This window comes from Pseudomonas sp. B14(2017) (assembly GCF_002113255.1).
GTDB lineage: Bacteria > Pseudomonadota > Gammaproteobacteria > Pseudomonadales > Pseudomonadaceae > Aquipseudomonas > Aquipseudomonas putida_Z.
In genome coordinates this window covers 44751-68921 of the sequence record NZ_NEJY01000004.1, presented here as the reverse complement: position 1 = coordinate 68921, position 24171 = coordinate 44751, and the positions used below count along the sequence as shown (strand labels likewise).

At 65.5% G+C, this 24171-nt stretch carries 24 protein-coding genes and 1 pseudogene; all 25 read right to left on the bottom strand.

Annotated elements, in window-relative coordinates; translation table 11 throughout:
• Window positions 1-189: 189 nt before the first annotated feature.
• The 25 genes and pseudogenes from CAG34_RS05020 to CAG34_RS04900 all read right to left on the bottom strand — a co-directional run bounded on the left by CAG34_RS05020 (window position 190) and on the right by CAG34_RS04900 (window position 24156).
• Complete coding sequence (locus tag CAG34_RS05020; protein ID WP_085588466.1) at window positions 190-1482, bottom strand: NAD(P)/FAD-dependent oxidoreductase; 1293 nt, start codon at window positions 1480-1482, stop codon at window positions 190-192.
• Window positions 1475-2152: a peptidase S8 and S53 subtilisin kexin sedolisin gene (locus CAG34_RS05015; protein ID WP_085588463.1), complete on the bottom strand. Its 678-nt coding sequence runs from the start codon at window positions 2150-2152 to the stop codon at window positions 1475-1477. Before CAG34_RS05015 ends, CAG34_RS05020 begins: the two co-directional genes overlap by 8 nt.
• Complete coding sequence (locus CAG34_RS05010) at window positions 2142-3875, bottom strand: ABC transporter ATP-binding protein (protein ID WP_085588461.1); 1734 nt, start codon at window positions 3873-3875, stop codon at window positions 2142-2144. Before CAG34_RS05010 ends, CAG34_RS05015 begins: the two co-directional genes overlap by 11 nt.
• A gap of 1 nt (window position 3876) precedes the next feature.
• Complete coding sequence (locus CAG34_RS05005) at window positions 3877-5787, bottom strand: sigma-54-dependent Fis family transcriptional regulator (RefSeq protein ID WP_085588459.1); 1911 nt, start codon at window positions 5785-5787, stop codon at window positions 3877-3879.
• Between the two features lie 399 nt (window positions 5788-6186).
• Window positions 6187-7032: an RHS repeat-associated core domain-containing protein gene (locus tag CAG34_RS05000; protein ID WP_085588457.1), complete on the bottom strand. Its 846-nt coding sequence runs from the start codon at window positions 7030-7032 to the stop codon at window positions 6187-6189.
• A gap of 73 nt (window positions 7033-7105) precedes the next feature.
• Window positions 7106-7282 (bottom strand): annotated as a pseudogene (locus tag CAG34_RS04995) (IS5/IS1182 family transposase); the annotation flags it as partial.
• Window positions 7283-7786: 504 nt separating this feature from the next.
• Window positions 7787-8023, bottom strand: coding sequence for a hypothetical protein (locus CAG34_RS04990; protein ID WP_015270586.1), 237 nt, complete (start codon window positions 8021-8023; stop codon window positions 7787-7789).
• A 578-nt stretch (window positions 8024-8601) separates the two neighbouring features.
• The gene (locus CAG34_RS04985) at window positions 8602-9450 is read right to left on the bottom strand and encodes a CsgG/HfaB family protein (RefSeq protein ID WP_015270587.1); all 849 of its coding nucleotides are present in this window, start codon (window positions 9448-9450) and stop codon (window positions 8602-8604) included.
• Between the two features lie 33 nt (window positions 9451-9483).
• Complete coding sequence (locus CAG34_RS04980) at window positions 9484-9897, bottom strand: curli assembly protein CsgF (protein ID WP_085588455.1); 414 nt, start codon at window positions 9895-9897, stop codon at window positions 9484-9486.
• Window positions 9894-10295, bottom strand: coding sequence for a curli production assembly/transport protein CsgE (gene csgE / locus CAG34_RS04975; protein ID WP_013972855.1), 402 nt, complete (start codon window positions 10293-10295; stop codon window positions 9894-9896). The genes CAG34_RS04980 and csgE overlap by 4 nt, the downstream gene beginning before the upstream one ends.
• On the bottom strand, window positions 10292-10819 hold the full coding sequence (locus CAG34_RS04970; RefSeq protein ID WP_039614675.1) for a type II secretion system protein: 528 nt from the start codon (window positions 10817-10819) through the stop codon (window positions 10292-10294). Before CAG34_RS04970 ends, csgE begins: the two co-directional genes overlap by 4 nt.
• Entirely contained in the window at window positions 10794-11168 is a 375-nt protein-coding gene (locus CAG34_RS04965) for a type II secretion system protein (RefSeq protein WP_024087221.1), read from the bottom strand. The genes CAG34_RS04970 and CAG34_RS04965 overlap by 26 nt, the downstream gene beginning before the upstream one ends.
• 5 nt (window positions 11169-11173) lie before the next feature.
• Window positions 11174-11653 (bottom strand): type II secretion system protein, encoded by a 480-nt coding sequence (locus tag CAG34_RS04960; protein ID WP_085588453.1) that lies wholly within the window; start codon window positions 11651-11653, stop codon window positions 11174-11176.
• A complete protein-coding gene (locus CAG34_RS04955; RefSeq protein ID WP_025339365.1) occupies window positions 11650-13515 on the bottom strand; it encodes a secretin N-terminal domain-containing protein in 1866 nt (621 codons plus the stop codon). The genes CAG34_RS04960 and CAG34_RS04955 overlap by 4 nt, the downstream gene beginning before the upstream one ends.
• Window positions 13512-14021 (bottom strand): hypothetical protein, encoded by a 510-nt coding sequence (locus tag CAG34_RS04950; RefSeq protein ID WP_085588451.1) that lies wholly within the window; start codon window positions 14019-14021, stop codon window positions 13512-13514. Before CAG34_RS04950 ends, CAG34_RS04955 begins: the two co-directional genes overlap by 4 nt.
• The gene (locus tag CAG34_RS04945; protein WP_085588449.1) at window positions 14021-14584 is read right to left on the bottom strand and encodes a GspMb/PilO family protein; all 564 of its coding nucleotides are present in this window, start codon (window positions 14582-14584) and stop codon (window positions 14021-14023) included. The genes CAG34_RS04950 and CAG34_RS04945 overlap by 1 nt, the downstream gene beginning before the upstream one ends.
• Window positions 14571-15113 carry a PilN domain-containing protein gene (locus CAG34_RS04940; RefSeq protein ID WP_085588447.1) on the bottom strand — a complete coding sequence of 181 codons (543 nt, stop codon included), beginning with the start codon at window positions 15111-15113 and terminating at the stop codon, window positions 14571-14573. The genes CAG34_RS04945 and CAG34_RS04940 overlap by 14 nt, the downstream gene beginning before the upstream one ends.
• A 1-nt stretch (window position 15114) precedes the next feature.
• On the bottom strand, window positions 15115-15906 hold the full coding sequence (locus CAG34_RS04935; RefSeq protein WP_085588445.1) for a hypothetical protein: 792 nt from the start codon (window positions 15904-15906) through the stop codon (window positions 15115-15117).
• Window positions 15890-17695: a GspE/PulE family protein gene (locus tag CAG34_RS04930; protein ID WP_256573529.1), complete on the bottom strand. Its 1806-nt coding sequence runs from the start codon at window positions 17693-17695 to the stop codon at window positions 15890-15892. Before CAG34_RS04930 ends, CAG34_RS04935 begins: the two co-directional genes overlap by 17 nt.
• Window positions 17696-17755: 60 nt before the next feature.
• Entirely contained in the window at window positions 17756-18289 is a 534-nt protein-coding gene (locus CAG34_RS04925; protein WP_031325917.1) for a response regulator, read from the bottom strand.
• A gap of 248 nt (window positions 18290-18537) precedes the next feature.
• The gene (locus CAG34_RS04920) at window positions 18538-19179 is read right to left on the bottom strand and encodes a SurA N-terminal domain-containing protein (RefSeq protein ID WP_085588441.1); all 642 of its coding nucleotides are present in this window, start codon (window positions 19177-19179) and stop codon (window positions 18538-18540) included.
• Window positions 19180-19191: 12 nt separating this feature from the next.
• Entirely contained in the window at window positions 19192-20712 is a 1521-nt protein-coding gene (locus CAG34_RS04915; RefSeq protein ID WP_085588439.1) for an ABC transporter substrate-binding protein, read from the bottom strand.
• Between the two features lie 152 nt (window positions 20713-20864).
• The gene (locus CAG34_RS04910; RefSeq protein ID WP_085588437.1) at window positions 20865-21530 is read right to left on the bottom strand and encodes an SCO family protein; all 666 of its coding nucleotides are present in this window, start codon (window positions 21528-21530) and stop codon (window positions 20865-20867) included.
• Window positions 21527-22183, bottom strand: a complete 657-nt coding sequence (locus CAG34_RS04905) for an SCO family protein (protein WP_085588435.1) — start codon at window positions 22181-22183, stop codon at window positions 21527-21529. Before CAG34_RS04905 ends, CAG34_RS04910 begins: the two co-directional genes overlap by 4 nt.
• Window positions 22180-24156, bottom strand: a complete 1977-nt coding sequence (locus CAG34_RS04900) for a cytochrome D1 domain-containing protein (protein ID WP_085588433.1) — start codon at window positions 24154-24156, stop codon at window positions 22180-22182. The genes CAG34_RS04905 and CAG34_RS04900 overlap by 4 nt, the downstream gene beginning before the upstream one ends.
• Between the last annotated feature and the right edge of the window lie 15 nt (window positions 24157-24171).

The following is a 24171-nucleotide window of genomic DNA, read 5'->3' as shown; positions in this document are numbered from 1 at the left end:
GGCCAATGGCGGCACGCAGCTGGGTGGGCGGGATACCGGGACCTATATGCAGCTGATCGTCGGGACTTTCTTCTGATTCAAGGGCCCTATCGCCGGCAAGCCCACATGTACAGCACATGTCTCTGGCTCTGTGGCAACCTGTGGGAGCTGGCTTGCCGGCGATAGGGCCGCAAAGCGGCCCCGGCAATCTCAAGCCAAGCCCTGCTCCAACAACCACCGCCGCACCATCCTCTGCTGCTCCCCCGACAGGCCTGACACCACTGCCTCGAGAGGTCGGCCGCTACGCAGCCCCCGCACCACCGGCGCCAGCTCCACCCCCTGCAAATGCCACACCCCCAACGGCTGATCCGCCGTCACCACCACCTCGGCCTCATCTACCAGCCCGTCACGCAACACCGGCCGCCGCTCGACCCTCACCGCGCTCCAGTCCGCCGCCACATGCAATGCCTGCATGTCCGGCCACCCCTGCCGCCGCGCCCAGAATGGCTGCCCCACCCGCACCTGCTCTTGCCCATAGAAATCCCGCCCGATCCGGGCAAAACGCAAAAACAGCTGTTCGATCCGCTGCTGGTGAAACTGCCGCGCCAACCCGGCCCGCTCGGGCCTGCGCAGCAAGGTATTGATCACCACCGGCGCCTGCAGCGCCGAAGACAGCGACTGGAAGATCCCGTTGCCCGACAGTGGGTCAACGGCCATCGCAGCATCGCCCACGCGTATCCAGTCCTGCCCGACGCACTCACCTGCCAGAATCGCGGTGCTGCTGCGCGCATGCACCTCTGCCGGCGCCAATGCCCTGGCATCGAACAGCTCGGCCACCAGCGCGCTGTCGGCTCGCCGGGCCGCGCAATAATCCGCCAACCCGGCCTTGCCCGGCAGCCCGGCGGCGTCCAGGGTGACTTGCCAGTAGCAGCGGCCGTCTTCCAGGCGCGCCATCCACGCCCAGCCATCCGCCAGGCTTTCCACTGCCGACGCGGGCGCCCCGGGGGCGGCCTGCCAGACATTCAGCAAGCTGACCGTCTCCGGTCCGCGCAGGCGGTCGGCAGCCAGCGGGGCCTGGCGGCCTCGGGCTTCGACCAGGAAATCGGCCTGCAGTACCTGCCCGTCGTCCAGGCGAATACCATGACCGACTTCGCGAACCACCTCACGCACCCGCCCCTCGACCACGCTCACACCCGCACGCTGAAGGTCGTCGCGCAGCGCCCGGTCAAACCTTTGCCGATCCAGCAGAAACTCCTGGTTCAGGTGCAGCTGCTGGCCGTTCCAGTGCACTTGCCGAGTCGCCGGCATCGCCGCCTGGCTCAACGCCCCGCCAAGGCCGGCGTGGCGCAGACCGTCCAGCACCCGCTGCGAAACCCCTTCGACCGCCGCGAACCGGCGCCACTCGGACACCACCGTCACCGCATAGCCCAGCCGCCGCAAGCCAATGGCCGTGGCCGCACCCGCAGGGCCTGCCCCCAGCACCACAATGCGCGGTTCAACCATGGCCGGCACCTCGTCGCTCGGGGCCGGTAAACGCCGCGTGGTGGCGCAACCAGTCATGAACCTGCTGGTGGCCCATGCCCGGCTCATCACGCAGCAACGCAGCGATCGTGCCACTCAGGGCCGCACAGCCCAGGCTCGCGCCCGCCCTGCCGCCCGCCCCCACATAACCGCCAAAGTCCGCCTGCCGGGTACCCAGCCAGGACCACTGGCCCGGTGCACAGCGGGCGTCGCCGGTAACCCGGATCACCCCGGGGTAGCTGGCCGGATACACGGGCCCGCCCTGCGCCGGGCTGGAGGCGCACAACAGCACACCCGCAGCCAAAGCCTCGGCGCAAGCCTGGTGCAGCACTGGCCGGTCCTGCTGCAGGCCAAGGCTGAGGTTGACCAGCGTAGCCCCCGCCTCCACCAGCCACAGCAGCGCGGCCGCCACCTGCAAGGCACTGGTACTGGCCTGGGCGCCGAAAACCTGGGCCAGCAGCACGGGCACCGGCCCGGCCTCCCGCTGCAAGCCGGCGAGCACCGCGCTACCGTGCCCAAGCTGGTCGGGCAGCATGTCACCTTCGCGCAACTGGCCGTCCTCCAGCCAGAAGCGGCGCGCGCCCAGCAAGGCGCTGGCCTGCTCCGGCGTGCAACCACTGTCGATCACGCCAACACGCACGTCAGTGCCCATGCTTGATCACCTCCTCGGGCAGCACCTGCAACTGGCCAGCGTGCAGCTGCAGGTGCAGGTCGGCATCGGCCAGGGTCGAAGCACGGTGGCTGATCAGGATGCGCGTACGGCCGGCGAACAGCTGGTCGATGGCCGCGATCACTTCGCGCTCGGTGGCTTCGTCCACCGCCGAGGTGGCCTCGTCCAGCACCAGGATCGCCGGCGCCTGCAGCACCGCGCGGGCGATGGCAATGCGTTGTTTCTGCCCGCCCGACAACTGCTGGCCACGCTCACCCAGCAGGCCGTCCAGGCCCAGCGGCAGGCTGTCGACCAGGCCGTCCAGCCGCGCCAGGCGCACCACCCGTTCCAGTTCCTCACGGCTTGCCTCGGGCACGCCGTAGGCCAGGTTCTGTGCCAGGGTGCCGCGGAACAGCACGATATCCTGGCTGACCACCGCAATGCGCCGGCGCAGCGCGGCCAGGTCCAGTTCGCGCAGGTCGGTGCCGTCCAGCAGGATGCGCCCGGCGTCCGGGTCGTAGAAGCGCTGCAGCAGGTCGATCAGGGTCGACTTGCCCACCCCCGATGCACCGCTGATGGCTACCTTCAGGCCACCCGGCACGCACATCTGCACGTCGCTCAGCACCGCGCCCTGGCGCCCTTCATGGGCAAAACTCACCCCCTCGAGGCGCAATTCGCCCGGGCCGTCGGGCATCGGCTGCGGGTTGGCTGCCGGGCGCACGGCCACGGCTTCCTGCTTCAGTTCCATCACCCGCCCCAGGCTCACCGCCATGCGCTGCACCGCCACGTACAGGCCCAGCAGGCTCTGCACCGGCCCTACCGCCATGCCCATGTAGGTGGAAAAGGCGATCAGCGCACCTAGTTGCCAAGTGCCCTGGATTACCCACCAACCGCCGACCAGGAACGCGCAGGCGCGGCACCAGGAGGTCAGCGTGCCGGGGATGGCCTGGGTGAAGAATTCGGTCACCTGCACCTTGAGCAGCTGGCGCATGTAGCCCTGGCCCAGCTGGTCCAGGCGCCCCGCCTCGCGGCCTTGCTGGCCGGCGGCCTGGATGAACTTCATCGCCGGCAGGGTTTCGACCAGGAACGACGACACATCTGCCGAGCGTTCGCGCAGGTTGCGTACTTCGCGCTCCACCTTGCGCCGCATCCAGCGCAGCCACAGCACTTCGATCGGCACCAGCAGCGCCAGCAGCAGCGACAGTTGCCACGACAGCATCAGCATCAACACCACCGCGCCCACCAGGCCGATCACCGCCGACACCGCCGAAAACAGCGAATCCACGGCAAAGCGCTGGATTTCCGCCACATCGCCATCCAGCCGCGAAAGGATGTCGCCGATGCGCCGCCGCCCGTAGAACGTCGGCGACAGCTGCTGCAGGTGGCGGTAAAGGTCGTCACGCAGGGCAAACAGGATGCGCCCCGACAAGCGCGTGTGCAGGTAACGGTTGACCCCGGCCAGCACGGTACCCAGCAGGCCCGCGCCGATCATGATCGCGGCCATGTGCCAGAGGGTCTGGTAGTCCTTGGCCAGCAGCCCCTCGTCGATCAGCGTCTTGACCAGCCAGGGTTGTGCCAGCGCCAGCAACGAGGCGCCCAGCGACAAGCCGAGCAACAGGCCGATGGCGCGTCGATGGGGGCGCACGAAACCATACAGCCAGGCCAACGCCTGGCGCATGAGCACAGGGTCGCTGGACTCCACCAGCCGGGCGAACAGGCCGCCCACGTCAGCCGCGCAACTGTTTGAGCTTGCGGTACAGCGTCGCCCGGCTGATACCCAGCGCCTCGGCCGCCGCGGACACGTTGCCCTGATGGCGCGCCAAGGCGCCACGGATCAGCTCCAGCTCGTTGTCCTTGAGGCTGCCGGAAGGCGCGGTGCCGCTGGCCAGTTCGTCCAGCAGGCAGTCGGTGAGGTGGTCGAGGGTCAGCACCTGCTCGCCGTCCTCGCGCATGGCCAGCGCGGTGCGCACGACCATTTCCAGCTGGCGGATGTTGCCCGGCCAGTCGAAGCCTTCGAGCAACGCGGTCAGGGCCGGGTCCAAGGTCACGCCCCGGGCATCGGACTTGTCCAGCAGCCCCTGGATGATCGCCGCCAGGTCATCGCGCTCGCGCAGTGCCGGCAGGCGCAGCGACACGCCGTTGACCCGGTAGTAAAGGTCTTCGCGGAAGTGCTGCTCCTGCACCAGGCGCTTGAGGTCGCGGTGCGTGGCACAGATCAATGCCACGTCGATGTCTTGCTCGTCGCCCGCCCCCAGTGGTGCCACTCGCCGTTCCTGCAGTACCCGCAACAAGCGCGCCTGCAGCGCTAGCGGCATGTCGCCGATTTCGTCGAGGAACAGCGTGCCGCCATGGGCCTGCATCAGCCGGCCGACCATGCCGCCCCGGCGCGAACCGGTGAACGCGCCTTCACGGTAGCCGAACAGTTCCGACTCGATCAGCCCTTCGGGGATGGCCGCGCAGTTGACGGCCACGAACGGTTTGTCGGCGCGCGGGCTGGCCTGGTGCAGGGCCCGGGCGACGACCTCCTTGCCGGTACCGGTCTCGCCCAGCAGCAGCACCGGCAGGCCATTGCCCAGCCCCTGGCGGGCCATGCGCAGGTTGCGCGCCAGGCGCGGGTCGCCACCGGCCAGGGCGTCGAGCGCCGGCGACTGCTTGCCCGGCGCCGGCTTGCTCACCGGCGTGCTGCCGTTGACCCGGCCATGGCGCGGCAACTGCAGGGCGCGGAAGTAGAACTCGCCCTTGGCCGTTTGCACACTGCTCACCCCACCCTGCCACAGGCGGGCGATGAAGGCCGGTGACCGTTCACCCAGCAGGTCGCTGCTGCGCCGGCCCAACAGCTCATGGCGCGGCACCTGCAACAGCTGGCAGGCACTGTCGTTGGCAGCCAGCACTTCACCGTCCAGGCTCAGCGCCAGCAGGCCATGCCAGGCGCTGTTGAGGTATTGCGGGCGGCTGTGGAAAGCCAGCACCAATTGCTCCGGGTGGCACAGGCCGAACATGCGGCTTTCGATGTTGCCGGCCGCCAGCATCAGCGTCGACAGGCTGTCCTGTGGTTGCGCCATCACCCCTTCACGGGTGATGTCGAGCACGCCGATCACCTCGCCGCGCGGGTCGCGCAGGGGTACCGAAGTGCAGGAGAACGGGCTGAGGCGGTCGAGGTAATGTTCACCGCAGTTGATCAAGGTCGGCCGGCCTTCCACCACTGCCGTGCCGATGGCGTTGGTGCCACGCAGCGACTCGCTCCAGCAACTACCCGGGTGCAGGTCGCGCAGGCCCTCGCGTTGCAGCACGTGCTTCTGCCCTTCGATGGCCAGCACGTTGGCCTGGGCGTCGCCGAGGATGACGATGCCGGCCTTGCCCTGGCGCGCGACAAGGTAGTCCAGTTCCGGGGTAACGGCGTCGACCAGCAGGCGATTGCGCTCCAGCAGCATGCGCAGGTCATGCCCGTGCTCCAGGCCCAGGCCGACCTGCTCGCCCTGCAGGCAGTCCAGGCCATGGCCCAGGCTGCGGCGCCAGGAGGCATCGATCTCGTCGCGCAGCATGCCCAGTGGCAGCTCGCCTTCGCTGGCCAGCCTCAGGCGGGCCTGGCGGGATTCGTGCAGCGGGTCGTGGGCGTTTGTTATTAGTTGTCGCGCCATTTTCTACTCCGGCTGTGCCCCGCAAGGTGGCGGGGAACGGGCTTGGGAATTTTCCGCAGTGTGCGGGAGAAATGGCTGGGCGTCATCTGGTTGATGGGTTAGCCGGGCAAGTCGCGGGAGGCACGCTGGTGCCCGGCCCAGATTTGCGTGAGTGCGCACATCGAGCGCCGTGCGGTAAAGGTTCTAACTTACATATTAAAAATACTGAACGTCATTACCGCGCTGACTGCAAAGCAGCATGAATTAGGAAAGCTGTACAAATTTAGAGCTCTTCGCGTTTGATGGCCCGCGAAAAGCGTAGAACCTTACCTACCATTTGCATTACACCATAGGCAGCAGCAAGAAATTAACGTTGGCAAACCTCATAGGGCGAGGCAGGCGACAAGCCGCTACCCCCAGCTAACGCCTGACCTCTGAAGCGCTTTCAGCCAGCGGATTCAATATAAAGTCTCTAACCATTACATATTTAAATCCTCCTTCACGAATAACAGCGACTTTACCGCCAGCATATTTTTCAACGTACTCATTCACCCCTGGGCTTTTTCCGTACACTCCATAAACATACCCCCGTTCATATATCCACGCAAATCTCTCAGCAACATCAAGATTTGGCGAAATATAAAATCCAGGACCATACATTCTTACAGTATTTTTATTAATATCAAGCCCGTTCATCAACGACTGCTTGTGAATTTTGCTACTTCCATGGTATCCCAAGAAATCATAGCCTTCCACGTCAACGCTTTCAGATACCAAAAGCATTTCCATCTCCTTTTTCAGATGGAGTTTCCCGGGACCACTTTTTCGGCCAAACGGCTTGATTGAAGCTTTGAGTAGCGGAGTGACACTGGCGTGAATTGCCGGGAAAATTTCTCTACGAATGTCAGGGCGCTGCTTTCTTCCAACGACGCGACCATACAAACCAGATACAAACCGCCCTACTCGAGAATTCCCACTTGGATCTTGATAATTCAGTGGATCATGCAGGCAGTAACTATAAGAGTTGACCTCACCGAGGCCAAACGGGCTCATACTGTCCGGAGAATTGAAACGCATTAAAATGGGATTGAATGCTCGGCGGCCATTACCAAGAAGATAGTAACCCGTTATCGGATCGGCCCGCTCCCCGTTGAAGCCAAGCAAAGCAGATGATTCAAATAAATATCCGTAAGGCGTATAAGCAAAAGCACGTGACTGTGGCGCGCCTTCCAAGGTATAAAATGGATACTCAGAGGTGGGCTGCATGCTGATTTACCAGTTTTAATCTTATGCACAAGATCTTGATGGCCAAGATTAAAAGTATCAACTGGCAAAAATGCTAGGTTCTGTACGAAAAGAGATGTCGCAAACACCGCATGGAACAAGCCAGTGAGACCATGGCGGCGTAGCTTTTCGCGAGCCTGTCGAAGCGTGTTACGATTCGGCGGTTCTCTTTCAGCCAGCCAAATATCCGCTCGATGATATTCCGGTGTCGGTACTTCGGCCGATCAAATAGGGGTATTTCGTTGGTGTTCGAGCCTGCAGAGCTTGCTTGTGGGTGCAAGGTTTCATCTACCTGTTCGGGATCTTATGCCAAAGGGGACTGAACGACCTGAAGATCGTGGTTCATGCATCGACCTCTTCGCGGGCTTGCACGATTTGAACAGCGCACGCGTTGTCTGTTTCGCGGGCGCGCCCGCTCCCACAGGTACTGCGCTGGCTTCGAGTTGGCGCTGTACATGTGGGAAATTGCCCAGCCCTTTTGGGCTGCGCTGTCGCGCAGAGAACAAATATCGCTCGTCTGACGCGTCGTTTGTAGGAGCAGCCTTGTGCTGCGAAGAGGCCGGTACAAGCAACAGACAGGCTTTGTCAGTACTGGCCTCTTCGCAGCACAAGGCTGCTCCTACAGAACCTCGCCGAACCAATGAGTCACGTGTTGTATGAGAGCGGGTTCACCCGCGAAGGGGCCCTCAAGCTCAATCACGGCTGCCGCTTGAGTCCGACAAAGCCCAAGCGCCAGTCAGACACCTGGCACCGTCTTCCGCCCAACCAGTTGCTGTCTCTCCACCCCATCCAGCAACGCCTCCACCACCGCCTTGGCCGAATCCAGCCCATGGTCATTGCTCAACAACAGATCACGACAGGTCCCCTTGGCCAGTTCCAGTGCCTTGAGATTGGTCGCAAATGCCCCTTTGAGCAGCGTGGACAGATGCACCAGCGCATCTTCGTAGTCCACCCCTGAACGCACGGCAAACAACGGCGGATGGCTGCATTCGCACGTGGAGAAACTGGAGGACGCCGTGGTGGCGCGTACGGGAGGATCGGGTAAGCCTTTTGTCATTGTGTCGCTCCTTGATTCACTGGAGCCGCCACAAATCGCTACCAAACGAGATGGTGACGGCTGTACGCAGGTTGGTAGACCGGGAATCAAGGAAACCGGCGCGCACAGAGGCGCCCTACGCACAGCCGCCATAAAACGAAACAGCCGGGCACAAAAAAGCGCCAACTGTATCGCATAGCGGGCGCTTGTGCGCCTTGATTGATCGCGGGCTACCAAACCCGGCTGCTGGACTTACAGCAGCGGGCAAAGACTACCGGTGTCGGGGAAGCGTTTCAAGCGAAGGGAATGTGCAGTAACACTTCCGGACGGCGTCGCACTTGAGATCACGCGATACCTGTGGGAGCGGGCATGCCCGCGAACACCGGCAAAGCCGGTGCCATCCACCGCATCGCCTGCTTCGCGGGCGCGCCCGCTCCCACAGGTACTGCGCGGGCTTCGAGTTGACGCTGAACCTGTGGGAGCGGGTTCACCCGCGAAGAGGCCCTCGAAGCCAATCACGGCTGCTGATTCTGGCTCAGGTACTTGTCCACCGTAGCCTGCCCCTCCCCCGCATCCCCCGCCACCTGCCACAGCCGCCGTTCAATCCCCTGCGCCAGCAAGTGCCCCACCGCCGCCTCGATTGCCGACAGCACGCACAGCTGCGCCGGTTCGTTGGTGGTGTACCCCACCTCAGCCTCGAGCAGCTTCTTGAACTCGATGAACTTGAACACCCCGGCACTGCGGCCGACCGAATAGATGGTCTTGCTGGTCATCACATTGGCCAGCACCTGCCCGGTGCGCACGTCCACCGCGCGCAGGTTCACGGTCACCTGGTCGACGCGGTACTCGCGGGAGATGTCTATGCCCAGGTAACGGGCACCTTCGCCGCCGCTGCGCACGTTGGTGTCGTAGGCGATGATGCCGCCCTCCAGCATCAGGTTGGCGGCCTGCAGCGGTGGCAGCTCGCCCATGATGTTTTCCGGTACATCGGGCTTTTTCTGCGAAGCACGGATGATCTTGCGCTCGGTCAGCAGGTTCTGCAGGCCTTCACGCTCCAGCACCACGAACCAGCCGCTGGCGTTCAGGGCGTCCATCAGCATGCTTGCCGCGCCCTGGGTGACGCTGGTGGAGAACGAGCTGGCCGGGGTCGGCTTGTACTGCCCGGTCTGGTCGCGGAAACCATACACCACCGCCATCAACCGGCCCTTGGGCCGTGGCATGTTGATCAGGTCGTAGTAGGTCGACGCACGGGGGGTCAGGGTCGGGGTTTCCGAATCCTGTTCGGCGGGCATCGGTTCGCGCAGGCCACAACCGTGCAGACCCAGGGCGGTGAGGATCAGCAGCGTGCTCAGCAGACGTTTCATGGTGTTCTCTCCCCAACAAATAGCCTTGCCCCCTCAAGGGTTCAGGCCGCTGACCTCAATGATCGAAATTTCTCCTGTGGCGCGATCGGTGACCTTGATACTCAAGGCCCCGGAATCGTCGATGACGTCGATGAGAAACGCATCGGTCGCCATGCTGCCGGTGTTGCCGTTACTGATGTTGTCCAGCAACTGCGACAACATCCGCGACTCCAGCTGGTTGCTGAAGCGCTCCAGGGCCGTGGTGCCGGTAAAGGCCGAGGAACGGTCCTTGAGGTCGGGGTCGTCGTAGTCGTTCTGCGCCTGGGCGTTGTTCAGCAACCAGGTGCCATTGAGCGGGTTGCCGCCAAAGGCCGGGTTGACCGGGGTGTACACCAGCTCGGTGGCCTGGGCGGCACATGTGCTGGCAAACAGGCAGGCGGCGATGCAACGGGGTATGTGGTACTTCATAGCTCGTCCCTCTCCAGATCGGTGGTGTCCTGCAGCAGGCGTTGCAACTTGCGTTGGATGATTTGCTGCTTGACCAGGTCGGCTGCTGCAACGGCCTCGTCCTTGAGCTCGGTGGTGTTCGGCGGCAGGAAGCGGCGGTACACCACCTCACGCTCGAATTCCACGGTGACCAGGCTGCCCCAACGGGCATCCGGGCGTTCGCGCACCACCAGGTTGAAATCAAGCCGGCTGGTGGCGCGCAGGCGGTCGGCGAAGTAGTAGTAAAAGTCGTGGCCGATGTGCGAGATGGTGTTGTCGACGATGAAGCCTTGCATCTCGTCCTCGTCCCCGGCCCTGGCCGAGGTGGCCAGCACTGCCACCAGCAGCAGGCCCAGGCACAGCGCGGCCAGGCGGCTCATGGCGTGTCTCCCGGGCCGGCATGGGTCTGCACGCCACCGGCACTTTCGGTAAAGGCCTGCTCGGCGACGAACTGCCAGTCGCTGTAATGTTCCAACCCGTCGAAACCGCTCCATTCGGCACTGAAGCCACTGCGCTTGAACGGGGTGGCGTCCGAGCGGCTGTGCACGCCGGTGATGCGGCCATCGATCGAGCGCAGCAGGCCCCAATCGTCACTGTTGGTGATGGGGTCGAGGTACAGCCGGCGAATGTGCCGCCTGGCCTGCGGGAAGCGGTTGTCCTGCAGCAGGTCGGCCAGTTCCTGCGGATACTGGGCCAGCCCCGGCGAGGCGCGGTAGTAGCTGCGCAGGGCCTGGGCATACTGGCTGCCCACCCACAACAACTGGCGTTCGCGGTCACGCTGGGCGGCACTGGCCCAGAGCGTGCCGGTGGCGGCCAGGGCAACGCTGCTGACCGCAATCAGCAGCAACACGCCCAGGTAGGTGAAGCCGGCGTCGGCCTTACCATTCCGCGAACAGGCTGCCATCGCGCGCCCTCCCTGTGGCACCGCTCTTGATATCGGCCACGCCGCCGGCCACGCCTTCGGGCGGTGGCACCAGCTGCCAGGCATCGCTGCGCTCGGTGATCGGGTCTATCGGGGTGTTGCGCAGGTAACGCTGTTCCACCAACTGCTCCAGCGAGTCCGGGTAGTGGCCGGTGTCGCCGTAGTAGTGGTCCAGCGCCTCGCGCAGCACCGCCAGGCTCTGGCGCAGGGTGGCTTCGCGGGAGCTTTCCAGGCTGTTGAAGTAGCGCGGCATGGCGATGGTCATCAGCGTGGCGATGATCGCCAGCACCACCAGCAGTTCGATCAGGGTGAAGCCTTTGCTGCGTTTCATGGCTGTCACCATTGCCCGTAGGGGATGTTGTTGAGGCCTTTGCCGCGGGCCTTGGAATACACGTCGAACACGTCTTCGCCTTCGCGCGGGTTGTCTGGGCTGCTGTCGTAGGCGCGCAGCCCCCACCCGCCTTCGTCCTCAGCCTTGGCCGCCACCAGCGGGTCGTGCGGGATGCGCCGCAGGAAGTAGAACTTGGCGCCCTTGGCGCTGCGCACATCGCGCACGCCGTCGACCAGCACCTGCAGGTTCGGCGGGTAGCCACTGGTATCCAGACGCTTCTCGATGTAGCCGGCATCGAACGCGCGCTTGTAGGCGTCGATGGCGTCGCGAATCTGGTACAGCGCCTCGCGCAGCTGCTGTTCCTTGCCGCGGCGCACCACGGTTTCGGTCAGCGGCGCGGCCATGCTGGCAAGCAGCCCGAGCAGTGCCAGGGTCAGCACCACCTCGATCAGGCTGAAGCCCTGCATGCGGCGCTGCGCGATCATGGCCGCGGGCTCCCTTTGGCCGGGGCGATCGCCATTTGGCTTTCCACCACCGGGGCATCGGTGGCCGGGGCATTGCCAGGCACATCCGCCGGCGGCAACGGCGCCATCTGCCGCACCTGCATGGCCGACTCGGTGCCGGTGGCGAACTCCATGTCCGACGGGCTCTGGTACGGCAGGTTGCGCACGATGCGCGGGGTGATCGCCAGCACCAGCTCCGACTTGCTCATGTCATCCTTGTTGCTGCCGAACAGCCGGCCCAGGCCGGGGATGTCGCCAAGGCCCGGGATCTTGTTGCCGCTGGCGTTGTGGTCGTTGCGCACCAGCCCGGCCAGCACCTGGGTTTCGCCATCGTGCAGGCGCAGGGTGGTCTGGGCGTTGCGGGTGTCGACCTGGACCGGGATGGTGCCTTGGCGCGTGGCTTCCAGCGGGGTGGCGTTGCTGACCTCCAGGGCTACCTTGATCGCCACTTCGTTGTTCAGGTGCACGGTGGGCTGCACCTCGAGCTTCAGGCCCACATCCAGGTAGGTGACGCTTTCGGTGATCACCGGGCCCTGGGTGGACGGCACCGAGGTGGCGCTGATGATCGGTACCCGCTGGCCGATGTGGATGCGCGCCTGCTCACGGTTGCTGACGCGGATCACCGGGCTGGCCAGGGTGTTGATGTCCTTGTCCTGGGCGTTGATCTTGGCCTGCGGTGCCGGCGCGATGCTGATGCGGCTGGAGTCGATGCCCTTGAGCTGGTCGAGCACGCTCACCGGCTGGCCGTCGGAGCTCAGCACGCCGAAGGTGTTGGGCCATTGCAGGCCGAGGTCGAGGATGCGCGAGGTGGCCACTTCCATCACCTCCACTTCCAGCACCACCTCGGGGTTGGACTGGTCCTGCGACTGCAGCAGCTTCTCGGCCATGCGCACGGCATCGGGGGTGTCGCGCATGGTCAGGGTGTTGAGGCGTTCGTCGACGAACACGTCGCGGGTCTTGAGCATGGTCTTGACCATGTTCAGCGCGGTGTTGGAGTCGATGCTGGTCAGGTAGAAGGTGCGCATGACCAGTTCCTGGTAGTCCTTGGTCTTCTGCGGCGAGTCGGGGTAGATCATCAGGGTGTTTTCGTTGACGATCTTCTGCCGCAGCTGGTTCTGTTCCAGCAGCAGCGCCACGGCGTCCTCGATGCGCAACTCGCGCACGAAGATGGTGGCCTTCATGTCCGGGCGCATGTCCTTGTCGAAGATGAAGTTGATGCCGGCGACCTGGGACAGCACCTCGAAGATGGTCTTCAGGTTGGCATCGCGAAACTCCAGGGTCACCGGCCGCTCCAGCTTGCTGCGCAGCTGCGGGAACGGTTGCGCGGTGCGCGCCTGCACGTTCTCGATGTCGCTGCGCAGGGCAATGCCCTTCTGGTTCTGCGGATCCAGGCGCAGCACTTCGCGCATGTAGCGCTCGGCACCGAACAGGTCGCCCTGGCGCAGCGCCGCCTGGCCCAGCGCCACGCGCTCGTCGAGGGTGCGGATCAGCTCCAGCTGGCGGATGCCTTCCTGGGCGCGGCGGTTGTTCGGCTCCAGGGTCAGCACCCGGCCATAGCCCATGCGGGCGCTGGCGAAGTCGTGGCGGATGCGGTCGGCGTCGGCCTGGGTCAGCAGCGCTTCGACTGCGGCCTGGCGGCTGTGGGCCAGGGCGATGTTCAGCTCGGTGTCACGCGGGTCCTCGCGCAGGGCTTCTTCCAGGCGGGCGATGCCGGCTTCGTACTGGCCCTCCTTCATCAGCTGGTCACTGTCCTTGCGTACCGCGCTGGAGCCGCAGCCGGCAATGGCCACGCACAGCGCCACTAGCAGGAACGGAGCCGGTTTGCACAGCTTTGACGACTTCATGGTGCGCTCCCTACAGACAAAGTCTGCGACTGATGCAAAGGCAGGTAGACCAGGTGCAGCTCGCTGGCCGATACCCGTTCGAGGCGGTAGGTGTCTTCGATCACGTCGCCCTGGCGCACGACGTAGAGTTTTTCGCCGCTCTGCAGGAAGATCTGCAGGTCGTCGCGGTCGCCGATGCGGCCAATGAACTGGAATGGCAGGGCCGGTGCAGTCGGGGCTGCGGCTACGGCGGGTGCGGTGACCACGGGTTGTTCGGTGACGGTGGCCAAGGCCTGGGGTTTGGTCCATTGCTGGGTCGGGAAGAGATCTCTTGAGGCTTGTTCCGGCCCTTTCGCGGGTAAACCCGCTCCCACAGGGACCGTGGATACCGCCGATTTTGTGGTAGTGGGTTTGTCCGCGAAGGGGGCAACACTGTCTTCCTGGCCGAACCAATGGCCCGGGGCCCAGGCCAGCGCCGCGCTCACGCCGAGGAAGCCAACCCAGATGACAGCACGTTGTGTGTTCATCACGACCTCGACAGGTAAAGGGTCATGCGCAGGCGGGCGTTGAGTTCGCTGTCGCCAATGCGTTTACGTTGCAGCTCCAGGTCTTCCAGCACCAGGGTCGGCAACTGCTTGAGCAGGCCCTTGAGGAAACCGCGAATCTGCGGGTAGCTGCCGCGCACCGGCAGCACGATCTGGTAGCGCGCCAGTTGCGTCCTGGGGTCGATGCCCAGGGCATATTCGCCACGCGCCAGGCTGATATGCTCGGCACTGGCCAGGTGGTACAGGCGCTCGATCAGCTCGCTGGCCCGGGGCTGCCCCGGCAGTTGCTGGCGCAGGCTGTCGAGGGCCTGCTGCTCGGGTTTGATGGCGATCTTCAGCTCGCCACGCCTGACCCGCTCGACCTGCACGCTGGCGTCCGCTTCAGCGGCGCGCAGCTCGCGCAGGTTCTGCCATTGCGGCAACACCCCGGCGCACAGCACGCCCACGGCCAGCAGGCCCACCGCAATTGCAGCCAGGCCGACCGGGCCGACGCGACGCAGGCGTTCCTGGAGGATCAGGCTGTTCAGCGATTCACGGGCGCGCATGGCCGGTCTCCCAGGTAGCGGTGAGGGTGAAGCGCACCGGGTGCTCGGGCTGCGCGGCCAGCACCTCGTGGTTGAGCAGCGACACATCGCTGAGCTCGGCACTGGCTTCCAGGCGCTGGTGGTACTGCAGCATCGCTTCCAGGTTGCGCGCCTCGGCGGTGATGCGCAGCTGGCCTTTGCGCGCGTCGGGGGCCAGGCTGAGCAGCGCCACGTCGTCCTGCGGCTGCGCTTCGAGCATGGCGAACAGCTGCTGCCAGGGCCGTTGCAGCTGCTGCGACACGCTTTGCATCTGCGCCAGGCGCTCGGCCTGTTCGCGGCTGGCGGCGCTGCCCAGCGGTGCGACAGTGGTCGGGCGACGGCCCAGTTGCTGCTCCAGGCTGTGCACGCTGGCCTCCACTTCGACCTGCTCGGCCTGCAAGCTTTGTTGCAGCAGCACCAGGCCGGCTACCATGGCACTCGCCACGGCCAGCAGCGACCAGGCCAACGGGCTGTTGCGCCGGGGCTGGAATTCCAGGTCGAGGCGGCGCATGTCAGGCCACCGCCCGCCACATGGCGCACAGCGGGTCGGCGTCGCTGGCCGGCTGGCACAGCTGCACCGCCGCCAGTTGCGGCACCTCGCCGCGGCCCGGGGCATGCAGGTAGACCCGTGGCAGGTGCTCGCCGTACAGCTCGCAGGTGCGCTCGATCAATGCTTGCAGGGCCTGGTCGCTGTCGGCGCAGCCTTGCGCCAGCACTTGCTGCCAGGCCCCACCGGCGGCCAGCAGCAGCACGCTGCGGCGCGGTTCGGCCAGGACGAACAGGAAGTCGCCCTGCTCCAGCTGTGCCGAGCAGCGGTTGTAGGCGGCCATCAGGTACGGCTGCACCGAGCGCAGGCTCAGGTGGCTTTCCCGGCCCAGCGCCTGCAGCCGCTGCAGCAGGGCTTCGGGCAGCGCCGTGGCGATGCGCGCGGCCCCGGCCGGCTCGGGCGACAGCACGATGCGCCAGTCGTTCAGCGGCTGCCCGTAGAGGTTTTCGAAACAGGCCCGGGCGTAGGCGTCCAGTTCGCGCGGGTGGCTGATGGCATCACTCCAGGGCACCAGGCAGAAGCGGCTGTAGCGGGCCGACAGCAGCACCCGCAACTGGGCACCGCGCACGGCATGCTCGGCCAGCAGCGTGGCCAGGGCATCGACGGCGGCCTCCCAGGCCGGTTGGGCGGCATCGCAGGTAAAGTCGCGGCTGCCCAGCCATTGGTGGTGATTGGCATGCCAGCTACCCAGGCCTACACCTTCGGCGCCGAGTACGGCACTGTATCTGTAACCGCCACGATCAGATGAATGTGACACGGTTGATCTCCTCGAGAGTGGTACGGCCATCCCGGACCAGGTCCAGGGCCGAGGCCCGCAGCAGGCGCAGGCCGCGCTGGCAGGCGAGGTTCTTGATTTGCGACAGGGGGCGGCGCTCGACGATCATCTGCCGCAGGTCGTCGTCCAGGTGCAGCAGTTCGGCGATGGCGCTGCGGCCGCGGTAGCCACTGCCGCGGCACTGGCCGCAGCCCTGCGCGCGGACGAACTTCCAGCCGGCCACGCCCTCGCGGGTCAGGCCCGCGCCGTACAGGGTGTCGTCGTCGACTTCACACGGCGTGGCGCAATGCGGGCAGGCCAGGCGGATCAGGCGCTGGGCCAGCACCGCATTGAGCGCAGAGACGAAGCTGTAGGGGTCGACCTGCATCTGGCTGAAGCGGCCGATCACATCGAACACGTTGTTGGCGTGGATGGTGGTGAACACCAGGTGGCCGGTGAGCGCCGACTGCACGGCGATTTGCGCGGTGTCCGGATCGCGGATTTCACCGACCAGGATCTTGTCCGGGTCGTGGCGCAGGATCGAGCGCAGGCCGCGGGCGAACGTCAGGCCCTTCTTCTCGTTGACCGGGATCTGCAGCACGCCGGGCAGCTGGTATTCGACCGGGTCCTCGATGGTGATGATCTTGTCCACGCCGTGGTTGATCTCGCTGATCATGGCGTACAGGGTGGTGGTCTTGCCGCTGCCGGTGGGGCCGGTGACCAGGATCATGCCGTAGGGCTCGGCGGCCAGCCGGCGCAGGGCGCGCAGGGTTTCCTCGGCAAAGCCCAGGGCCTGCAGCTGAACGCCGCTGACCCGGTCGGACAGGTCCTGCTTGTCGAGCACCCGCAGCACCGCGTCTTCGCCGAAGATGCTGGGCATGATCGATACCCGGAAGTCGATTTGCCGGTCGCCCACGGCAACCTTGAAACGGCCGTCCTGGGGCACGCGTTTTTCGCCGATGTCCAATTCGGCCATCACCTTGATGCGCGAGATCACCTGGTCGGCGAAGGCGCTGCCGCTGGCCTTGCCGGCGCCGTTTAGCACACCGTCGATGCGGTACTTGATGGTCAGGCCCTGGCCGGTCATGCCCAGGTGGATGTCGCTGGCGTGCAGCTTGAGGGCGTCGTACAGCGTGGAGTTGACCAGCTTGACCACGCGGCTCTGGTCTTCGCTGATGCTGGCCAGCGACAGGCGCTGCAGCGGGTCGCTTTCGCTGCTGGTTTCGGCGTCGTGGTCAAGGGCGTCCACGGCGTGGAAGCTTTCTTCGTGGCGGGCCAGGAAGGTGGCCAGGTCGGCGGCGTGGGCCAGGTACAGCGGTGCGCCTTGCAGCACGTCGTCGATCCACGCCAGGCGGGCGTGGTCGAAGGGGTCGGCGAACACGCCCAGCAGTTGGCCGCCCTGCTCGATCAGCACGAATTCACGCTTCAGGCACATTGCCAGGCTGACCTTGTCGAAGCGTGGGGTGCTGGCCAGCAGGGTGTGGCTGCCCAGCACCGGGTAATGCAGGGTCAGGCCCAGGCGCTGGGTGAAGGTATCGGGGGTGTCGCCGGCCAGCTGTTCCAGGCGGGTGAGCAGGCGTTCGTCGCTGGTTTGCAGGCGGGCCTGGGCCAGCAGGTCGCGGGGGTAGGCAGAATATGCTTTTACCTGTGCCGGCCCTTTCGCGGGTAAACCCGCTCCCACAGGATTTTCGATATCTTCAGGATTGCAGTGCCCCTGTGGGAGCGGGTTTACCCGCGAAGAGGCCGGTGCAGGCGGTGGAGCGTCCTGGGTTGCATCGAATGCTTCTGGCATGGCCTGCGACTCCGCTCAGGGGCGCGTCGCAGGCTGGCTCGGCCAGGGGTGCGGGCGCCGCTATTCCCCTGTGAGCAGTTGATCGTCGTCGGGCCCTGGGGGCTTGGCGCCGTTACGGCGGCGGTCGGCCAATACCCAGCTTCCATCGTACAACTGCAGGGGGAACGATTCGTTCCTGTTCTGGCGTCGTTCGACGAACCCTTCAGCCGGGTTGTCCGTGGCCCTGCGCCGGCGCTCGATGCCCATCAGGTCGAAGACTGCACGGGCCAGTTCCACCAACGGGAACGGCTTGAACAGGACATGGCTCACACCCAGTTCGGCGGCCCGCTCACGCACTTCGACGGTGGGGTGGGCGGTAATCAGCACGAAGTGGCACTGCCTGTTCCTGCGTACGGTCTCCAGAACCTGAAAACCCTCCATGTCGGGCAAGCGGTAATCCAGCACGATCACTTGCGGTGCCAGGCTTGCAGCCTGCTCGATACCACTGGCACCATCGTGGGCAACATGAACTTCCAGGCCTTGCGCCTGCAGATACGCTTGCAGGTTCTGCGCAAGAGTCTGTTCGTCATCGACTACCAATACTCTGTTCACCAAGGTCGACTCCCAAGAACTGCCCGGTAACCCGGTCTGCGAAGTGCGCCCCTGTACAGGCTTGAGCAGGCTTCGTGCCAGGCGTGAATAGTCATGCTGAATAACCGTAACTCATTGATTTTGCTAGAGCGCCGATCACTATCCGCAACGCGGCAAACAGGCGCACCGGCCCCGTTCCCCACATGCGGGGAAACTGATGGCACACTGCCATTTCTTTATTCCCCAGCATTGGGGAAACGCCATCAGGGGCCTCAGTCGGCGATCTCCACGGTAGCGGACGCACGCAAACGTTGGCGCACGGACTGGCGCGCCTGCGCCTCCCGCTGCCCGATGAGCGTGGCCCTGGCCAGGACCAGGCCCTGTTCGCGTATGACCGAAGGCTCGTCACTTTGTTGCTGCACTCCTTGCAGGTTTTGCGAATTGGCATCATAGAATGCCTCCACTTCGGCCTCGCTGGGCGCGGCGACCGCGCTGAGCTGGGCGTACACCTGCTGCGCGGCCAGCTCGCGCCGGGTGTACTCATTGTACTGTGCCCTATCGAAACCCGCTTCCGCCAGCCGCCGCTCAAAAATTGCCGGGCTGCCAAGCGCGGCCTCGATCTCGCCCACATGCGCCGACACCTGCTCGTCGCTGATGGCTATGCCGAGGCGTTGGGCCTCCTGCCACAACAGCTCCTTGTCGATCAGTTCATCCAGGGCCTGATCGCGCAGGCGCTGGTACAGGTTCGGGTTGCGGATGCTGGCCACCGCGCGGCCCTGGGCGTCCAGGTATTCGCTGAAATAGCGCTCCAGGCGCATCGTCTCGATCTCCACACCGTTGACCCGCGCCGCCGGCATATCGGCCCAGCTTGCCTTGGCCAGCACCTGCAACAGGCACAACAACAGAACACGCATGGCAACCTCCGCTCAAGGGCTGTCCGGCAGTGGCCGGTACGGGGTGACCGCGGTAAAGCGCGGCCCGGGAAGGGCCACCGCCACCACATGGGCACCGGCCATGCCCTGTCGGCGACCGGGGCCGAAGCCCAGGGCCGGGGTCAGGCCGGTGGACACATCATGCAGGCCTTCCAGCGCGGCAATCAGCTGCTCGCGGCTGGTGTCACGGCCAGTCTGCTTCAACGCTTCGCTCAACAGGCGCAGGGCGCACAGGGTGTTGACCTGCAACGACGCCTGGCGGGGGTCGAGGCCCTGGCGCTGCTGCAGGCCGGCCAGGGCCGCCAGGCCCTGTTCAGTCCAGTCCTCGGGCACGTAGGGATAAGCCAGGAACACCCGTTGCGACCAGAACTCGGGCAAGCGCGCCACGGCGCCGGTCACCTGGCTGGAGGCGCCAAACAGGTATGGCTGGCGGCCGGCTGACTGCAGCGCCGAAGCCAGTTCGGCAAAGGCCTGGGCACGGCCGAGGAAGACAATGCCCTGCCCGTCCACGGCTTTGCCTGCAAAGGCCTGGGCCGCGGGTGGTGCCCAGCCCTGCTGCAGCAGGCGTTCGCGCACCTGCTCGGCCAACGCCGCATGTTCATTGCCGGCATACACCACACGCAGGTCGCCCGCTGCCAGGCCCAGCGCCGCGCGGGCGTGGCCGGCCAGGCTAAGCAATTGCGCGGGCAAGGCGGGCAACGGGTCGAAAATCTGTGGGCTGCCGCCGCTACGTGGAGTGCTGCCGATCAGCGGTACATTGTGTGGCGCCAGCAAGCTTGCCAGGCGCTGGTCGAGCATGGGTACCAATGGCGCGATCAGGGCGAACACCCGCTCCTGCTCCAGCAACTGCTGCAGTGCCCGTTCGGCGCTGGCCGGGTCGGCGCCCGGGTCGAGCACCACCAGTTCCAGGCGTCGCCCGTGGATGCCACCCTGCTGGTTGAGTTGCGTCAGGCCGTCTTCCAGCACCGCACGCACCACCTGCCCGGCCTCGGCCAGCGGGCCGGATGCCGGCAGCAAGGTGCCCAGGCGCAGCACGCCCTCCTCCACGCCGGGGTCGCGCTCCTGGGCCAGGCGCTTGAGGTAGGCCGTGAGGTTGCGCTGGTCGGCCAGGGTCAGCTCGAAGCGTGGCATGGCCGGGTCCAGGCGATTACCGGCCGGGTCGACGCCGTGCTGAATGGCCCGGGCCAGGCTGCTGTCGGTGTAGGCCGGATAGCGGCGGCCGTTGACCTCGCGTTCGCCCTGGCCTTGCGCCAGGCGCTGCCAGTCGAGGCTGGGCGGGCGTACTCCCCCTTCGGCGCGGCCGCGGCCATCGTTGCCGTGGCAGCTGGCACAGGGCAGCACGCTGGCGGGGACCGTCATGTCGCTGGCACCGACCCGGGCCTGCAGCTGTGCGTCGCTGCTGGAGACGCCTTCGCGGTAGAGGTGTTTGCCGGCTTGTTCGTTGGCGCTGAGGTCCAGGGCAAAGGCCGGAGCACAAAACATCAGGCTCAAAAGCACAACCAGGATCGTGCTCATGGCTTTTTCAGCCTGCTCAGGCCTCATCGCCGGCAAGCCAGCTCCCACAAAGATCGCAGCGTGCCTGAAGGCAGTGTCATACCTGTGGGAGCCGGCTTGCCGGCGATGAGGCCGGCAGCAACAGCATAAGGCCACCAAGGCATTCATGATGCTCACCGCCCTGCCAAAGGCAGTGCCAGCAACTGCATGCGCTGGGCAATCGCCGCAGGCGGTGCATCCGGGCGGATCTTGCTCCAGCGCTTGCCGGCCACGTCGCCGGCAATCAGCTGTGTCGAATGCTGCTCGGGGCTGGGCAGGAACTGGCCGATGCGGCCGAGCACCAGGTCGACATTGGCCTTGTCACCGGTCAGGAACAACCAGTTGGGCCCATCCACGCCCTGCTTCTCGGCAAACGCCTTGAGCACTTCGGGGGTGTCGTTGAGCGGGTCGCTGCTGATCGACACGAAGGTCACCTGGCTGGCCAGCTGCGGCCCCATGGTCTCGCGCACTTCGCGCAACTTGCGGGTAATCAGCGGGCAGGCGTCGGTGCAGTGGGTGAAGATCACGTTGAGCATCACCACCTTGTCCTTGAGCACATCGCTGTAGAAGCGCAGCTCGCGGCCGTTCTGGTCCTTGAGCACAGTGTCGGTGAACCAGGTCCGGGCATCGCGGGTGCCGCCGCCACTGGTCATCGCCTGCGGGGCCGGCTGCGGTTCTGGTGCCTGCGGGGCATGGCCTTCATGGGCGAACGCCACCGAAGCGAGGATCCACAGGCAGCCACCCAGCACCAGCCAGTCAAAACCGCGCATGCCAACGCGGCGGTTGCTTACCTGGCTCATGGTTGCACCTCGTGATGGTCGGCAATGGCCGTGCTCTTGGCATGCACCCGGCGGGCGCCGAGGCGGTTGATTTCGTCGATCAGCACTGCCGGGTCGGTGAACCCGTAGTAGCGCGTCCAGTGCCCGGTGCGCCCGTCACCCACCAGGATCAGCGGCGGGTGCTGGCTGAGGTCGGCGCTGAAGCTGCCCAGGCCCTTGAGGGTTTCGCTGATGGCGTACGGCGTGCCGGTCAGCCAGCTCCAGCCCGGCCCCTTCTGGAAGGCCTTGGCGTAGTCCTGCAGGCGCTTGGCGTCGTCACGTTGCGGGTCGACGCTGATCGACACCAGATGAATGTCTTGCCCTACCCGGCCACCCAGTTGCTGCTGGACCTTGCCCATGATCGACGACACCACCGGGCACACCGTGGTGCAGCTGGTGTAGATGAAGCCCATGACCACCAGGTGGTCGCCCACCAGGTCTTTTTCCAGGCGTACCGGCATGCCGTCCTGGTTCAGCAGCGAGACATCGGCAAAGCGCACGCTGGCCTTTTCCTGGCGCGCCGCCGGCGGCTGTTCGGCGTGGCCGTTGTGATCGTGGCCACCATGGGCCAGAGCCAGGGTGCCGGCCAAAGCCAGGCTCAGGGCCAACAGTTTGCAAGCATGCTTGGCGTTCATCGCAGACTCCTCACGTCATTCTCGGAAACGGTGGACGTTGCGGCCGGCAGGACGCGCAGGCTGGTGTAGTTTTCCTCGGCGAACCTGCGCCCCAGCGACGGCGACTGCACGTGCAGGTACCAGGCGCCGGCTTCGGGCAGGGTCAGGGCTGCCTGATAGATGCCCTCGCCCACCTCCTCCAGTTGCAGGTTTTGCGGCATGGACGAAGGCGCCAGGAAGTAGCGCAGGCTCAGGTCGCTCAGGCCCAGGCGCGGCTGGCCGTCGTCGCCGACGATGCGCACCCGCGCGGTAACGGCGCTGTGCTGCGACAACGGCCGGTCCAGGCCGATGAACTCGGCGTGGGCGCCCTTGCGCTTGCCGGCATTCGGCGCTGCGGCCACGTCGGTGCTGAAGCAGTGGATGATCTGCGGCTGGTTGAGCAGGAAGGCCACGTCGAACTTGCCGGCGGCGGGCATCTTCACCGTCGAGCCGTACACGCCCGGTGCCAGTTCGCGCAGGCTGCGGTCGACGACGATGGCGGCGCGGGCCTGGTGGCCACGGTTGTTGTAGCCGGACATCGGTGCGTTCATGCCTTCGGCGTAGAAGTAGGTGGTGTTGTCCACCGGATTGACCACGAACACCGAATTGTCGTCACGCGACACCGACAGCCCCTGGGCCAGCGGCAGGTCACCGGCCTGGCGTGGCGCCGCCGGGCCAGCCTCGAAGCCCTGGATGATCGGCGAACGCCCTTCGCCCAGGCTGGCCAGGTTGATCATGCTCACCTTCGGCGAAGCCAGGCCGCGCACGTAGGCATAGCCCTTGGTGAAGGTCAGCTGGTACGGTTCGGCCGCCACCGGGATCTGGTGGATCAGCTTGTCGGTACTGGCGTCGATCACCAGGGCCTGGTTCTCCAGGGTGTTGAGCACGATGCCGTAGCGGCCATCGCTGCTGAAGCGCATCGGCCCCAGGCCCTGGGCGGCCTGGACCGTGTGGCGCAGCTGGTGGTTGCGGGCATCGAACACGCGCACGCTGCCCTCCTCGCCATCGACCACGTACACCGCCTGGGACAACGCCGAATAACTGACCGACAGCGGGTGCGGGCCAACCTTGATGGTCTTGGCCAGGCGCATTTCCGGGATGTCGATGACGCTCAGGGTGCCGCTGTCGCGGTTGCTGACATAGGCGTAGCGCGAGTCGGCACTGAAGGCGATTTCGTGGTGCCCGCCGCCGGTGTTGAAGGTTTTCAGGGTGTTGCGCCCCGGTACATCGATCACCGTTACCCCGCCCTTGGCCGGGTCGCTGCTGTTGTTGCCTACCCACAGCCGGTGCTGGTCCGGCTGCAGGGCCACGCGCAGGGGCTGGTCGCCAGCGTTCAGGTCGGCCACGCGGGTGAAGGTCTCGGTATCGATCACCGAGACCTTGCCGCGCTCCGGGATGGACACGAACACCAGCTTGTCGTCACCAGTAGCCACCCAGTCCATGGGCCGCCCAGGCAGGTCGATGCGGGCCATGGTGCTGGTCACGCCGCCCACCGAAACGGTCGGGTCGATCACCGTCAGGCTGGCGTCCTTGTTCATCATCAACAGGAAGTAGCTGTTCAGGTCGAGCAAAGGCCGGGCGCCGATACTGCTTTTGAGGAACAGCGCGACACGGGCCTTGCAGCTCTGGTCGCGGTCGCCCTCCGGGGCCGACTGCGTCGGGTCGATCCACGCCCCCGGGGCCATGCCCGACAGCGGCTGGCCACTGGCCTGGTCGCTGACCTTGAAACGGATGTTGGCGAAGCTGCCCTCCTGCAGCTCGCCCCCCGCCAGCGGCCGGGCCTCGAACTCCACGGTCACGCCGTCGCGGCTGAGCCGGTGCGGGGCCTGCGGGTCGTCAGAGCCCTGCAAATACTCGCGCGGATCGCACCAGAGGCTTTCATAGGCCACGCCCAGGCCGATCAGCACAGCCCCCAGCGCTACCCCCATGTATGCAAGGCGGGTTTTCTTGTTCATGTTCGCGCCCCCATT

What these genes read in the sequence shown, in the direction of transcription:
- CAG34_RS04970 (WP_039614675.1), bottom strand. Translation starts at nt 10,819, where the DNA reads ATGGCAGCCTGTTCGCGGAATGGTAAGGCCGACGCCGGCTTCACCTAC.
- CAG34_RS04980 (WP_085588455.1), bottom strand. Translation starts at nt 9,897, where the DNA reads ATGAAGTACCACATACCCCGTTGCATCGCCGCCTGCCTGTTTGCCAGC.
- CAG34_RS04905 (WP_085588435.1), bottom strand. Translation starts at nt 22,183, where the DNA reads ATGAACGCCAAGCATGCTTGCAAACTGTTGGCCCTGAGCCTGGCTTTG.
- CAG34_RS04930 (WP_256573529.1), bottom strand. Translation starts at nt 17,695, where the DNA reads ATGCCAGAAGCATTCGATGCAACCCAGGACGCTCCACCGCCTGCACCG.
- csgE (WP_013972855.1), bottom strand. Translation starts at nt 10,295, where the DNA reads ATGAGCCGCCTGGCCGCGCTGTGCCTGGGCCTGCTGCTGGTGGCAGTG.
- CAG34_RS04960 (WP_085588453.1), bottom strand. Translation starts at nt 11,653, where the DNA reads ATGATCGCGCAGCGCCGCATGCAGGGCTTCAGCCTGATCGAGGTGGTG.
- CAG34_RS04950 (WP_085588451.1), bottom strand. Translation starts at nt 14,021, where the DNA reads ATGAACACACAACGTGCTGTCATCTGGGTTGGCTTCCTCGGCGTGAGC.
- CAG34_RS04940 (WP_085588447.1), bottom strand. Translation starts at nt 15,113, where the DNA reads ATGCGCCGCCTCGACCTGGAATTCCAGCCCCGGCGCAACAGCCCGTTG.
- CAG34_RS04955 (WP_025339365.1), bottom strand. Translation starts at nt 13,515, where the DNA reads ATGAAGTCGTCAAAGCTGTGCAAACCGGCTCCGTTCCTGCTAGTGGCG.
- CAG34_RS04900 (WP_085588433.1), bottom strand. Translation starts at nt 24,156, where the DNA reads ATGAACAAGAAAACCCGCCTTGCATACATGGGGGTAGCGCTGGGGGCT.
- CAG34_RS05000 (WP_085588457.1), bottom strand. Translation starts at nt 7,032, where the DNA reads ATGCAGCCCACCTCTGAGTATCCATTTTATACCTTGGAAGGCGCGCCA.
- CAG34_RS05020 (WP_085588466.1), bottom strand. Translation starts at nt 1,482, where the DNA reads ATGGTTGAACCGCGCATTGTGGTGCTGGGGGCAGGCCCTGCGGGTGCG.
- CAG34_RS04985 (WP_015270587.1), bottom strand. Translation starts at nt 9,450, where the DNA reads ATGAAACGTCTGCTGAGCACGCTGCTGATCCTCACCGCCCTGGGTCTG.
- CAG34_RS04920 (WP_085588441.1), bottom strand. Translation starts at nt 19,179, where the DNA reads ATGCGTGTTCTGTTGTTGTGCCTGTTGCAGGTGCTGGCCAAGGCAAGC.
- CAG34_RS04915 (WP_085588439.1), bottom strand. Translation starts at nt 20,712, where the DNA reads ATGAGCACGATCCTGGTTGTGCTTTTGAGCCTGATGTTTTGTGCTCCG.
- CAG34_RS05005 (WP_085588459.1), bottom strand. Translation starts at nt 5,787, where the DNA reads ATGGCGCGACAACTAATAACAAACGCCCACGACCCGCTGCACGAATCC.
- CAG34_RS05015 (WP_085588463.1), bottom strand. Translation starts at nt 2,152, where the DNA reads ATGGGCACTGACGTGCGTGTTGGCGTGATCGACAGTGGTTGCACGCCG.
- CAG34_RS04910 (WP_085588437.1), bottom strand. Translation starts at nt 21,530, where the DNA reads ATGAGCCAGGTAAGCAACCGCCGCGTTGGCATGCGCGGTTTTGACTGG.
- CAG34_RS04945 (WP_085588449.1), bottom strand. Translation starts at nt 14,584, where the DNA reads ATGCGCGCCCGTGAATCGCTGAACAGCCTGATCCTCCAGGAACGCCTG.
- CAG34_RS04965 (WP_024087221.1), bottom strand. Translation starts at nt 11,168, where the DNA reads ATGAAACGCAGCAAAGGCTTCACCCTGATCGAACTGCTGGTGGTGCTG.